The organism is Brevibacterium samyangense, from assembly GCF_039529845.1.
GTDB classification, from domain to species: Bacteria; Actinomycetota; Actinomycetes; order Actinomycetales; family Brevibacteriaceae; genus Brevibacterium; species Brevibacterium samyangense.
Map to the genome: position 1 here is coordinate 72,040 of NZ_BAAANO010000035.1, position 12,796 is coordinate 84,835.

General features: G+C 70.8%; 11 protein-coding genes. 3 read left to right on the top strand and 8 right to left on the bottom strand.

Annotated features, from left to right (window positions below):
• Nucleotides 1–18: 18 nt before the first annotated feature.
• The 3 genes from thiD to ABD172_RS14320 all read right to left on the bottom strand — a co-directional run bounded on the left by thiD (nt 19) and on the right by ABD172_RS14320 (nt 2,107).
• Nucleotides 19–843, bottom strand: a complete 825-nt coding sequence (thiD, locus tag ABD172_RS14310) for a bifunctional hydroxymethylpyrimidine kinase/phosphomethylpyrimidine kinase (RefSeq protein WP_344310735.1) — start codon at nt 841–843, stop codon at nt 19–21.
• A gap of 202 nt (nt 844–1,045) precedes the next feature.
• Nucleotides 1,046–1,621: a tRNA (cytidine(34)-2'-O)-methyltransferase gene (locus ABD172_RS14315; protein ID WP_344310736.1), complete on the bottom strand. Its 576-nt coding sequence runs from the start codon at nt 1,619–1,621 to the stop codon at nt 1,046–1,048.
• 228 nt (nt 1,622–1,849) lie between these two features.
• A complete protein-coding gene (locus ABD172_RS14320) occupies nt 1,850–2,107 on the bottom strand; it encodes a type B 50S ribosomal protein L31 (protein WP_344310738.1) in 258 nt (85 codons plus the stop codon).
• Nucleotides 2,108–2,324: 217 nt separating this feature from the next.
• Here ABD172_RS14320 and ABD172_RS14325 point away from each other — a divergent pair, with 217 nt between their 5' ends.
• Both ABD172_RS14325 and ABD172_RS14330 read left to right on the top strand, forming a co-directional pair.
• On the top strand, nt 2,325–5,189 hold the full coding sequence (locus ABD172_RS14325; protein WP_344310740.1) for an ATP-dependent RNA helicase: 2,865 nt from the start codon (nt 2,325–2,327) through the stop codon (nt 5,187–5,189).
• Nucleotides 5,190–5,232: 43 nt separating this feature from the next.
• On the top strand, nt 5,233–5,781 hold the full coding sequence (locus ABD172_RS14330; protein WP_344310742.1) for a YbaK/EbsC family protein: 549 nt from the start codon (nt 5,233–5,235) through the stop codon (nt 5,779–5,781).
• A gap of 39 nt (nt 5,782–5,820) precedes the next feature.
• Here ABD172_RS14330 and ABD172_RS14335 read toward each other — a convergent pair whose 3' ends face one another.
• From ABD172_RS14335 to ABD172_RS14345, 3 genes are all read right to left on the bottom strand, one after another.
• Nucleotides 5,821–6,633, bottom strand: a complete 813-nt coding sequence (locus ABD172_RS14335) for a response regulator transcription factor (RefSeq protein ID WP_344310744.1) — start codon at nt 6,631–6,633, stop codon at nt 5,821–5,823.
• A 90-nt stretch (nt 6,634–6,723) separates the two neighbouring features.
• Nucleotides 6,724–8,070: a sensor histidine kinase gene (locus tag ABD172_RS14340; protein WP_344310746.1), complete on the bottom strand. Its 1,347-nt coding sequence runs from the start codon at nt 8,068–8,070 to the stop codon at nt 6,724–6,726.
• Between the two features lie 91 nt (nt 8,071–8,161).
• Nucleotides 8,162–9,007 (bottom strand): phosphatase, encoded by an 846-nt coding sequence (locus tag ABD172_RS14345; protein WP_344310748.1) that lies wholly within the window; start codon nt 9,005–9,007, stop codon nt 8,162–8,164.
• Nucleotides 9,008–9,172: 165 nt separating this feature from the next.
• On the opposite strand from ABD172_RS14345, the gene ABD172_RS14350 reads away from it, so the two are divergent.
• On the top strand, nt 9,173–10,942 hold the full coding sequence (locus tag ABD172_RS14350) for an SLC13 family permease (RefSeq protein WP_344310749.1): 1,770 nt from the start codon (nt 9,173–9,175) through the stop codon (nt 10,940–10,942).
• Between the two features lie 15 nt (nt 10,943–10,957).
• Here ABD172_RS14350 and ABD172_RS14355 read toward each other — a convergent pair whose 3' ends face one another.
• Both ABD172_RS14355 and ABD172_RS14360 read right to left on the bottom strand, forming a co-directional pair.
• Nucleotides 10,958–11,875: a TrmH family RNA methyltransferase gene (locus ABD172_RS14355; protein WP_344310751.1), complete on the bottom strand. Its 918-nt coding sequence runs from the start codon at nt 11,873–11,875 to the stop codon at nt 10,958–10,960.
• 53 nt (nt 11,876–11,928) lie between these two features.
• Entirely contained in the window at nt 11,929–12,789 is an 861-nt protein-coding gene (locus ABD172_RS14360) for a sulfite exporter TauE/SafE family protein (protein WP_344310753.1), read from the bottom strand.
• Nucleotides 12,790–12,796: the final 7 nt, after the last annotated feature.

Below are 12,796 nucleotides of genomic sequence, written 5' to 3' on the forward strand. Positions count from 1 at the left end.
TACCCACGCCGCCGGGAATCACCCCACGGTGACGGTGATCTCCCCGGTCGCGTGGCAGCGTGCGGCGGGGTGCAGCAGCGAGTTCACTCCGATCGCGTTCGGCACGGAGTTCGCGATGCCGTGGGCCACGATCGTCTTCGCCTTCACCGCGGCGTCGACGATGTCGAGCCCGGTGGCGACGCCTGCAGCGATCGCGGACGCGAAGGAACATCCGGCGCCGTTGACGAGCTCGTTGTTGACCTTGCCGGTCGTGAGCGTCGTGAACGTCTGCCCGTCGAAGATGACGTCGATCGCGTCACCGCCGGCCAGACGTGCCCCGCCCTTGACGATGACGTTCTTCGCACCCTGGCCGTGGATGACCCGGGCGGCCTCCTGCATCCCCTCGACGTCGGTGATCTCACCGATCCCCGCGAGGGTGCCGGCCTCCTCGAGGTTCGGCGTCACCACTGTCGCGTGCGGCACGAGGTTCTGCACGAACAGGTCCTTGAGGTCGACCATCGTGCCGGCCCCCTTGCACACGAGAACGGGATCGAGCACATAAGGAAGCTCGTTCGACTTCACGTGCTCGGCGAGGACGAGTGCCGACTCCACGGTTCCGAGCATGCCGGACTTGATGACGTCGAAGTCGTGGATCGCGAGCGCGGATTCGAGCTGCGTGCGCACGACGTCCTCGGAGAAGAACTCCATCGCGTGCTCGAAGCCCTTCTGCGGGTCGAACGTGACGATGCAGGTGAGGACCGACGCGCCGAAGACGCCGTACTCCTCGAACATCTTGAGGTCGGCAGCGATACCGGCACCGCCGGAGACGTCGGATCCGGCGAAGGTGAGAGCGCGAGGCGCCATGGGGAGTCGTCCTTTCGACGAGGATTTCGGAGCACCTCATCGTACGCCCGACTGGACCAGAGGAATGAGCCAGAAATCACGCAGTTCGGTGGGCCAGACTGCCGAGGCGCGACCACCCGCCGCCCACGGCTCATCTCGGCACGCCGATCCCCACCCGCCGAGGCGCCCCCCCACCCGGGCACTCGTGGCACCGGAGCCCGGATCACTCCCCGCCCGGGTACCCCAACTGTTTCCACGCCTCGTACACGGCGATCGACGCGGAGTTCGCGAGGTTGAGCGATCGGCGGGCCGGCTGCATCGGGATCCGTACCCGAACGTCGACGCGCGGATCGTCGAGCACTTCGTCGGGCAGGCCGACGGACTCCTTCCCGAAGAGGAGGACGTCGTCGTCGCGGAACGCGACCTCGGCGAGCGTCACGTCCGCGTGGGAGGTGAACGCGAGTACGCGGCGCCCCTCCACGGCCGACCACATCGCTTCCATGTCCGGCTGCACCGTCACGTGCGCGAGGTCGTGGTAGTCGAGCCCGGCACGGCGCAGTTTCGTGTCGCCCATGTCGAAACCGAGCGGCTCGACGAGGTGGAGGTGCGCTCCGGTGACCGCGGCCAGGCGGATCGCATTGCCGGAGTTGCCGGGGATCTCGGGCTCGTGGAAGACGAGCGAGAGATGGTGGGCACGCGCATCGGGCTCCGCGACCGCGGGAACGAGCGCCCCGGTGGGCGCTGCTGCGTCGGATCCCGCTGTGGATCCCGCTCCGGATGCGTGCGGCGTGGACGTCATGACGGGTTCCCCCTGGGTGAGAAAGACGGCGAAGTGCGACAACGGCGAGTGTGAAGACCGGAGTGCGACGACCGGGAAGACGGCACACGTGAGAAACGGCACCTGGTGAATGACGGAACCCCGGCCCGGTCGCACGCGTGACGTGCATCCGAGGCCGGGGCCCGTGGGACCGCCGGAGTCGCCCTCCGGTGTCCCGGGGAACCGCTGACGGTTCCCGAAATCCTGTGATCAGGAGCGCTTGCCGAAGCCCTTGTAGCGGTCCTTGAACTTCTCGACACGGCCGGCGGCGTCCATGATGCGCTGCTTACCGGTGTAGAAGGGGTGCGAGGCCGAGGAGATCTCGACGTCGACGAGCGGGTACGTGTTGCCGTCCTCCCACTCGATGGTCTTGTCGGTCTTCACCGTGGAGCGGGTGAGGAACTTGGTGCCGGACGCGAGGTCGTTGAAGACGACCGGGTGGTAATCCGGGTGGATGTCCTTCTGCATGGTGTCCTTCTTCGGGAATTCGTCGCAGGTGCCTGGTGCAACGCTGTTGCCCGCCAGTACCTGAATTCGGATAACGGCTCCGGTGCGGAACCGACAGTCAAGCGTACCTGATGGAACGCCCCGCGCACGAACCGCGACACCCGCGCTGTCACATGCACTGACACCCACACGCCTCCGGCCTCTACCCCGCTGCTCCCGACCATTACAGTGAACAGCCGTGACTTCCTTCGACCTCGGGCGCATCGGCGCGGGCCTCTCCTTCACACCGAGTGTTCCTGCCCTCCTCGAGGCACTCGCGTCTCCGGACGCCTCTGTCGTGGTTCAGGCCCCGCCCGGCTCCGGCAAGACGACCGTCGTCCCGCCCGCCGTCGCGAACCTCCTCGCCCGGGAATCCACTGCCCGGGAGTCCGCTGCCCAGGAGGCCCCCGCCGAGGTGCCCCGCAGCACCCGGCCCGCGGCGCCTCGGGTGCTCGTCACCTCCCCGCGTCGCGTCGCGGCGCGTGCCGCCGCCTCCCGGCTCCGGTCGCTCATGAGCAGCACGGCATCCACGGGCGCCCCACGCTCCGTGGCCGGCACCGCCTCCGGCACACTCCCGCCCGAGGCGCTCGTCGGTCACACCGTCCGCGGCGAATCCACCGCAGGTCCCGACACGCGCGTCGAGTTCCTCACGCCCGGGGTTCTCGTCCGCCGTCTGTTGAACGACCCCGAGCTCCCCGGCATCGGCGCCGTGGTCCTCGACGAGGTCCACGAACGCTCCCTCGACACGGATCTCCTTCTCGGCATGCTCGCCGAGGTGGCCGAACTCCGCGGAGACCTCCGGCTCGTCGCGATGTCCGCGACGGTCGACGCCCCGATGTTCGCGCGCGCGCTCGGTTCCGAGGACGCTCCGGCTCCGGTCGTCGACTCCGCCGCGGCACTCCACCCCGTCGAGGTGCAGTGGGCACCGTTCTCCCATCACCGCACCGATGAGCGCGGGGTGCGTCGGGATTTCCTCGACCACGTCGCCCGCACCGCCGTCCGGGCACGCGCCGGATTCGTGGCCCCGGAGGCCGACGCCGGTGGCTCTCCCGATCGAACCACGTCGCCCTCCGCACACACCGCCGAACCCGGCAGCACGCCCGGCGACACAGCTGTCGACGCCCTCGTCTTCGTGCCCGGCGCCCGCGAGGTCTCCCACATCGCCGCAGCGATCGCCCGCCTCGACCCCGGGATCGACGTCCTCGAGCTCCACGGCGGGATCCCCGCGCAGGACCAGGACAGGGCCGTCCGGGGCCGCGCCGAGGGCGAGCGCCCGCGGATCGTCGTGTCGACGTCGCTCGCGGAGTCCTCGCTCACGGTGCCCGGGGTGCGTGTCGTCGTCGATGCGGGGCTCTCCCGTGAACCCCGGCGGGACCTCGTGCGCGGCATGTCGGGCCTCGTGACGGTGAGCGCCTCCCAGGCCTCGTGCGTGCAGCGGGCGGGCCGTGCCGGCCGCCTGGGGCCGGGGCTCGTCGTCCGGTGCTTCGACGAGCGCACCTTCGCCGCCGCTCCTGCGCACATCACGCCCGAGGTGCGCGCGGCCGATCTCACGGACGCCGTGCTCACTCTCGCCGCCTGGGGATCGCCCCGCGGGGAGGATCTCCGTCTTCCCGAACCCCTCCCGGCCGAGGCGGCACGGGCTGCCGAGGCCGTCCTCCACGGTCTCGGGGCGGTCGACGACACCGGTGCGATCACCGCGCGCGGACGGGCCCTCGCACAGGTGCCTGCGGACCCGCGGATCGCACGGGCGCTCCTCGACGGCGCACCCCTGGCGGGAGCCCACCGGGCGGCCGAGGTCGCGGCGGCCCTCGCGAGCGGTGAACGCGCACCCGGAGGCGACCTCGAGGCTCTCGTGCGCGAACTCCGCGACGGGAGGGCTCCCGCAGCCCGCGCATTTCGCCGGGAGGTCGACAGGCTCGAGCGGATCGCACAGCGGCCCGCCGGAACCGCCCGGGGCACGCCGAGTGCGAACACCCTGCCCGCCGCCGACCTCACCGGTTACCTCGTCGCCCTCGCACACCCCGAACGGATCGCCCGCGAGGTGCCCGAACGTCCCGGGACGTTCCTCCTGTCCGGTGGTACGCGCGCCGCGCTCCCCGGTGTGCCGTCGTCGGCGACCTCCCGGTCCTCCACGGCCGCGTCGGGCTCGTCCTCGTCCGTCTCGCAGTCCTCCGCCGAACCGCGCTGGCTCGCCGTCGCCGAGGTGCAACGGGCGAGCGGAGCCCAGGCGGCGGGCACCGGCGCCGTCATCCGCGCAGCGGCGGCCCTCTCCGAGGACACCGCACTCCTCGCCGGTGCCCCGCTGCGAACGGACCCCACGACCGCCGAGTTCTCGGGAGGGAAGGTACGGGCGAGGCGGGAGCGGCGCCTCGGCGCGATCGTCCTGAGCTCCACCCCGACCCGGCCGGACGCCGAGGACGGTCGGAAGGCGGTGCAGGACGCCCTCCGACGAGCGGGGACGGGCGTTCTCGACTGGTCGGACGCGGCCCGTGCGCTGCGGTCCCGGCTCGCGCTCCTCCACCGGGAGCTCGGCGACCCGTGGCCGGACGTGTCGGAGACCGGGCTGCTCGCGCGCCTCGACGAGTGGCTGGGACCGGAGATCGATGCCCTCGCCCGCGGCGCCTCGGCGAGGTCCGTGCACGTCACCGACGCCCTGCGGAGGCTGCTGCCGTGGCCCGAGGCGGTGCGGCTCGACGAGCTCGTGCCGGAACGGCTCGAGGTCCCGTCCGGTTCGCACGTGCGGATCACCTATCCGGAGCCCGAGGCCGACGGCACGCTCGACGCCGCTGCGCGCCCCCTCGTCGAGGTGAAGCTGCAGGAGTGCTTCGGGTGGGCCGAGACACCGCGCCTCGTCGACGGGCGGGTGCCGGTGCTCTTCCACCTGCTCTCCCCCGGGCGTGCGCCGCTCGCGATCACCGACGATCTCGCGTCGTTCTGGTCCGGCCCCTACGCGGGAGTACGCGCCGAGATGCGCGGGCGTTACCCGAAGCATCCGTGGCCCGAGGACCCGTGGACCGCGGTGGCGACGAAGAAGACGAACCGGGCGTTGCGCCGGGACGGCTGAGACCCTCGAGCAGGAAGTCAGCCGAGCAGCTATCGTGCCGCCCATGCACGGAATCCTCCCCACCACTGTCGACACCGTCCCCGCCCGCGAACACCCCGAACTCCTCGCGGAACCCGTCACCGCCGCCCTCGCGGATCTGCCCGCCGATCTCGAGCTGCAGGCGTTCCCCATCGACCCCGAACTCGCCGACACGCAGGCGCTCACGGATGCCCTCGGCCTCTCGCTCGAACACTCGGCGAACTGCGTGCTCGTCGCCGGATCGCGTGCCGGTGAGGAACGGATCGCCGCCTGCATCGTGCTCGCGACGACGAAGGCGGACGTGAACAAACGGGTGAAGAAGCTCCTCGACGTCCGCAAGTGCTCCTTCATGCCCATGGACCGTGCCACGGGCGAATCCGGCATGGAGTACGGCGGGATCGGCCCCATCGGCCTGCCTGCCGATTGGCGCATCCTCGTCGACTCCCGGGTCGTCGCTCAGCCGGCGGTCGTCATCGGCTCGGGCATCCGCGCCTCGAAGATCGTGCTCTCCGGGGCCGATGTGGCCCGGCTGCCCGGCGTCGAGGTGGTCGAGGACCTCGCGATCGAGGTGTGAGCTTCACCCTGTGCTCGGTTCGGTCGGTCGTCGGTTCGCTCAGTCGTCCACACGCAGCCCGAGGTGTGTGAGCACCGCCCGCACCCGTCGGTGGTCCGCGGAGTCCGGCGGGAGTTCGAGCTTCTGGAAGATCTGCGCGACGTTCTTCTCGACCGCACCGTAGGAGACGAAGAGCGCCTCCGCGATCGCCGAGTTGCTCCTCCCCTGCGCCATGAGTTCGAGGACCTCGCGTTCGCGCGGGGTGAGGCGGGCCAGGCCCGCATTCGCCTGGTCCGACCGCATCGCCGAGGCGTCCCGCGCCTCGGCAGTCCTCTCGCCTGCCGTACCGGGCGGGGCTGTTGTGCCCGAGCCGGGCGCGCCCGCACCGGACGCCGTCCGTCCGGCCGTGCCCGATTCCGCCGGTGCCGCGAGGGGATTCCCCGAGCCCAGCAGCTGTCCGACGACCTCGGGGTCGAGGGCGGTCTGACCGCCGGCGACCCGCGTGAGGGCGTCGAGGAAGTCCGAGACGTCGGCGACGCGGTCCTTGAGGAGATAGCCGACTCCGCGAGCGTCCGTGGCGAGGAGTTCGGCAGCGAAGCGCGTCTCCACCCACTGCGAGAAGAGCATGACGGGCAGACCGGGGAACCGGGTGCGGAGGTCGAGGACGGCGCGGAGGCCCTCATCGGTGTGACTCGGCGGCATGCGGACGTCCGCGATGACGATGTCCGGCAGGTCCTCGGCGAGCGCGTTCACCGCAGTGACGAGTTCCGCGCCGTCACCGGCGTGCACGACGACCTCGTGCCCCCGCCGCTCGAGCAGGGCGATGAGACCGTCGCGCAGGATCGCGGAGTCCTCCGCGAGAGCGATCCTCATGAGTGGGGTTCCTCTTTCTCGGTCACGTGACCAACTCGGTCATGCGTGCTACTCGGTCATGCGTCCTATTCGGTCACGTGCATTGCTCGGTCACGCGCGCATCGGCACCGTGATGCGGATGTGGGTCGGGCCGCCGTGGGGACTGTCAATCGTGAGCGTACCCTCCACTCCGGAGAGCCGGTCGGCGACGCCGAGCAGCCCGGTGCCGGTGTGCGCACGGCCGGTGTGCGTGCGGTCCCGCGCACCCGTCGGCAGTGCCGCTCCCCCGACGCCGTCGTCGAAGACGTCGACCGTGAGCGCCCGGTGGCGGCGATCGAGCTCCCGGGTGTCGGCCTCGATCCGGATGCGCGTCGCGGCCGCGTGCTTGACCGCGTTCGTGAGGAGTTCCGCGACCGCGAAGTAGACGATCGTGACGACCGGGGTGGGGACCTCGACTCCCTCGAGGCCGCCCGTCTGGAGCTTCACCGGGAGCGGGCTGCGGGAGGCGAGCGTCTCGAGAGCCGTCGGGAGCCCCGAGTCGAGGACGGGCGGGCGCATCCCGCGGGTGAGTTCGCGGAGTTCCGTGATCGTGCCCTTCGCGTCACTGTGGGCGCTCGCGAGCACCTCGGCGACGTCCTCGGTGGAACTCCCGGTGAGGAGCATGTCCCGCGCGTCACCGACCTTCATCGCCACCGACACGAGCCTGGCCTGGGCCCCGTCGTGGAGGTTCCGTTCGATGCTGCTCAGGCGCGCCTCGGCGTCCTCGACGGTGGCGCGCCGGGCGGTCTCCGCGGCGGCGACCCGGAGGGAGCCGGCGGTCGGCGAGAGGAGCCCCCGGGTGAGGAGGACGACGAGGCCGGCGAAGCCGCGTGTGATCCACGGCCATACGAAGAGGAACACGAGGAGCCCGGCGAGCGCGAGGAGGAGGTGCCGCACGGGGGTGTCGACGAACCAGTCTGGGCCGAGGCTCGCTCCGCGGTGCCACGTACCGTCGCTCGCCCGTTGGGCCGGGAGGGACCACGACCACAACCAGTGCGTCATCGCGCCGAACGAGGCCGCGAGCAGTGAGGTGCTGAGCACGAACCCGAGGATCGCGACGGGGAAGGAGACGAACATGAAGAGGAGGGCCCGCCACCCGGTCGCGTCGCCGAGGTTGCCGCCCATCGTCGCCCAGAAGCCGCCGTGCGCGCGCACGGGTGGGGGTGCCGGGGTGTCGTCGTGGAGGATGCCGCGGGCGAGCGCCCGGTACATCGCACCCCAGCCGCGGGCGGCGAGGACGAGCCAGCCGGCGACGAAGAGGCCGACGAGAGTGATCGCGAGGCCCGCGAGCAACGAGGGGACGAGGAGCGCATAGGCGAGGGCGAAGGGCGCGACGAGGAGGAGCACCCACAGATAGCCGTAGGACCGCCATGTGCGTGCGGAGAAGGAGGAGAGGAGTGCGGCGGCGAGGTATGTCACGGGCTCAGCCTAGGTATGCCCTGGTGGGAGCGGTATGGAGTGCACCCGAGAGTACCTGTGTGGGGGTGGACACCGGTGGCGGGGATCGTCCTCAGATCGCGAGCCCGGTGGTGGGGAGATCCGCCTCCGCGAGCATGAATTCGACGAGCGGCAGGTAGAGCTGCGGGACGACGTCGTCGTCGAGGGGGACGGCGACCTCGAGAGTGCCCTGCGCCTCGGCGACGAAGAGGGCGGGGTCGTTGCAGTCTGCGAACCCGACGGTACGCAGGCCCCGGGTCGCCGCGTGGCCGGCCCAGCCGTGATCAGCGACCACGAGGTCCGGGAGGGCCTCCCCCCGGCGCTCGATCTCCGCGAGGAGGAGCTCCATGGGGTCGGGGAAGTGCGTGTGCGGAATCCCGCCGTGGAGGTGCCAGATCCACGTGCCGCGCAACTGCCGCAGGTCGCCGCCGTCGACGGTGTTCTCGATCGTGCCGGGGACGCGGACGATCTGGGCGCCGACGAGCTCCGCCGCGTGGGCGAGTGCCTGGTGGACCGGGAGCATGCCGGCGGGGTGGCCGGTGGCGAAGAGGATGCGGCCGCCGCCCCGGGCGACCTCACCGATGACCCGCGCCATCCTTCCGGACGCGTCGAGGCACTTCTGCGCGGAGATCGTGTCCTGGCCCGAGGTGTGGGCCGGGTCCGCGACGATGCCGACCTTCTCGACCATGAGGGCGAACACCGAGTCGTAGTCCCACTCGCGGGTGAGTTCGACGCCGAAGTGGAAGCTGCGCTCCTGGGCGAGGAACCGGTGGATGTGCGAGAGGTTGCCCTCGCGCGGGGTCGCGACGTTCCCGGTGATCCGGGCGTCGTCGAGCGCGGTGGCGAGGGCCGAGCGGTCCGGGTGGCCGTTGGCGTGGGCGCTCGTGAGAGGTGCGGAGTTCGACGCGGTGGAGGTCATGGCACCAGGGTATCGGGCGTGATGGGTGCGGGCGTGCCGGTGCGGGACCGGTTTTGACAGGCCGCACGGTCCACTGCGTACTGTTTCCCTTGTCTACTGATTCGGTAGGATAAGTCGGCTCAGAGCGCGTCACGGTGGTGCGTGGCCGTGACCAAGGAGGACGCAATGGGTCTGGACGCGTGGCTCACCCTGGCCGTGGTCCTCGGAGTCCTCGTCGCACTGGTGGGGAACCGGGTGTCGCCGGCGGTGGTGATGTTCTCCGGGGCCGTCGCCGTGCTCGTGCTCGGCATCGTGCCCGCGGACGAGGCGTTCTCCGGGTTCTCGAACGCGGCCCCGCTCACCGTCGCGGCGCTGTACGTCCTCGCCGCCGGTATCGAGAAGACCGGTGCGCTCACTCCGCTCATGCAGGCGACGCTCGGCGAACGCGGCACCTACCGGCTCCCCCTGTTGAGGGTCCTCACCCCGACGATGGGTGCCTCGGCGTTCCTCAACAACACCCCCATCGTCGCGATGCTCATCCCCCAGCTCACCACCTGGGCGAACCGACGCGGCGTCGCGGTGTCGAAACTGCTCATGCCGGTGTCCTTCGCGGCCGTGTTCGGCGGGCTCCTCACCGTCATCGGCACCTCGACCAATCTGGTGGTCTCCGGCCAGATGAGCGCCCTCGGCCTCGACGAACTCGGGTTCTTCGAGATCGGGAAGGTGGGGTTGCCGATCGCCCTCATCGGTTTCGTCCTGCTCGTCGGCCTCGCCCCGATCCTGCTGCCCGATCGGCGTTCCGCCCGCGACGAGGTCGAGAAGGAGGGGCGCCGGTTCTCCTTCGAGATGATCGTCGAGCCCGGTGGTCCCATCGACGGCAGGACCGTCGAGGGTGCGCGGCTGCGCGGACTCTCCGGCCTCTACCTCGCCTCCGTGGACCGTGGTGACACCGTCATCGCACCGGCCCGCCCGGACACCGTTCTCCGCGGTGGGAACCGTCTGCACTTCGTCGGTCCCACCGACCGCGTCCTCGACCTGCAGGAGATGCGCGGTCTGCGCTCGGCGGAACTCACCCACGTGCTCGATCTCGACCAGCCGACGGTCGCCTATTTCGAGGCCGTCGTCGGTCCCCGCTCGCCCCTCGTCGGTCGCACCCTCAAGTCCGTCGGGTTCCGCGCCACCTACCAGGCCGCGGTCCTCGCGATCCACCGGTCCGGTCAGCTCGTGGAGAACCGGCTCGGCACCGAACGCATCCGCCTCGGCGACACCCTCGTCCTCGCGAGCGATCCGGCGTTCCGGGATCGCTGGCGGGACCGCGCCGACTTCCTCCTCGTGGCCGAACTCGACGGGAAGCCCCCGGTCACCAGCCGTCGGGCGTGGATCCCGATCGGGATCCTCCTCGCGGTCGTCGTGCTCGCGGCCACGGGTATCGTCCCGATCCTCCAGGGTTCCCTGCTCGGGGCGATCGCGCTCGTCGCCACTCGGGTGCTCACGCCCCTCGAGGCCAGGCGGGCGGTGGACCTCGAGGTGATCGTCGTGATCGCGTCCGCCTTCGGACTCGCGGCCGCCATGCAGGGTTCCGGGTTGGCCGACGCCATCGCCGGTGGCATGGTGAACCTGTTCGGCGCCCTCGGACCCCACGGTGTGCTCCTCGGGCTCGTCTTCGCGACCGTCGTCCTCACCGAACTCATCACGAACAACGCCGCGGCCCTGCTCATGCTGCCGATCGCCGTGAACGCTGCGGCGAGTACCGGGGTCGATCCCCGAGGTGCCGCGATCGCGGTGGCGGTCGCCGCCTCGGCGTCGTTCCTCAGCCCCATCGGCTACCAGACGAACATGATGGTGTACGGCCCCGGCGGGTACCGCTTCACCGACTACGCACGGTTCGGATGGGTGTTCACGCTGCTCGTCATCGTGGGCACGGTGTTGCTCGTGCCCCTGTTCTGGGTGGGGTGAGACGCCGGGGTTCCTCTACTCCCCCACCTGCAACGCGTAGCACGTCACGGCGGTCGCCGCGGCGACGTTGAGGGAGTCGACGCCGTGCGCCATGGGGATGAGGACCGTCGACCTCGCCTGCGAGATCGTCCGGCGGGACAGCCCGTCGCCCTCGGTGCCCATGATGATCGCGACCTTCTCCGGAGGATCCGCTGCGAACTCCTTGAGGGACACCGAGTCCTCCTCGAGCGCGAGCGCGATCGTGTGGAAGCCGAGGTCGTGCAGGGCGTCCATGTCCGCCGGCCACGCGTCGAGGCGGGCCCACGGCACCTGGAACACCGTGCCCATCGACACCCGGATCGACCGCCGGTACAGCGGGTCCGCGCAGCGCGGGGTCACGAGCACCGCGTCGACACCGAGGCCCGCGGCCGACCGGAAGATCGCGCCGAGGTTCGTGTGATCGACGACGTCCTCGACGACGACCACACGGCGGGCGCCCTCGAGGATCCGGTCGAGCGGCACCGGCGCCGGTCGGTGCATCGCCGCGAGCGCGCCGCGGTGCAGGTGGTAGCCGGTGAGGTCCTCGACGGTGTCGTCGTCACCGATGAAGATCGGGACGCCGGCAGAGGTGCCGTCACCCGGGTCACCGTCACCGCCCGCGCCCGCCAACACCTCCGCGAGCTGCACGAACCAGTGACGGTTCATGAGGAAGGACCGCGGTCGGTGACCGGCGGCGAGCGCCCGTTCGATGATCTTCGTGCTCTCGGCGATGTAGAGCCCGCCCTCGGGTTCCATGAGGGTGCGGAGCCGCACGTCCGTGAGGCTCGTGTAGTCCTTCACGCGCTCGTCGGCAGGGTCGTCGAAGAAGACGATCCGTTCCCGGGCGATCCCGGCGGAGTCCGCGAGCGCGAGGATCTCCTCGTCGGTCGCCTGTTTCTTGCGCGGAGTGTTCATGCGTGTCGTGCTTTCGCTGGTTCGTGCTGGGAGACGCTCACATCAGGCGTCATTCACATCAACAGGATCCGCACGAGCGCCACGAGGCCGAGGACCACGATGATGCCGCGCAGCAGGGTCGGGTTGAACTTCCGCCCCACACGCGCACCGAGGTACCCGCCGATGAGCGACCCGACCGCCACGAGGAGCACGGCCGTCCAGTCGATGCGGTCCCACCCGACGATGACGTAGACGGACCCGGCGACGAGGTTGACGACGAGCACGAGGACGTTCTTGAGCCCATTGAGACGCTGCAGCGGATCCGGGAGCAGCAGACCGAGGAACCCGATGAGGATGATGCCCTGCGCAGCTGCGAAGTAGCCGCCGTACACCGCGGTCCCGTACACCGCGAGGACGACGAGAACGAAGGTCCCGATCGTCATCCGGGCGGGGGCACCGCCCGAGGCGCCCGGCGCCACGGCGACGTCACCGGCGAGCGCGGGCCCCGCCTCGGCGGCTTTCGCGTCCTTCCGGCGCTTGAGTGCCTTCTGGAGGGCCGGCTGGGTGATGACCATGACGAGCGCGAGGATCAGGAGCACCGGGACGATTGACTGGAACGCGTCCTCGGGCAGATGGAGCAGCAGGTATGCGCCGGTGAGCGCACCGAGCAGCGACGCCGGGATCAACTGCAGGACGCGCTTGCCCTGCCCCCGCAGCTCCTCGCGGTACCCGAGCGCGCCGGTGACGTTGCCGGGCACGAGCCCGACCGCGTTCGACATCGTCGCGACGACCGGTGGGACACCGAAGGCGACGAGGGCCGGGAACGTGACGAGGGTTCCGGAGCCGACGACGGCATTGATCCCACCGGCGGCGACACCGGCGAGGAGGACGAGGACGATCTCGAGGATCGAGTCGATGTGGGAGGCGGCGAACACGGGAAGG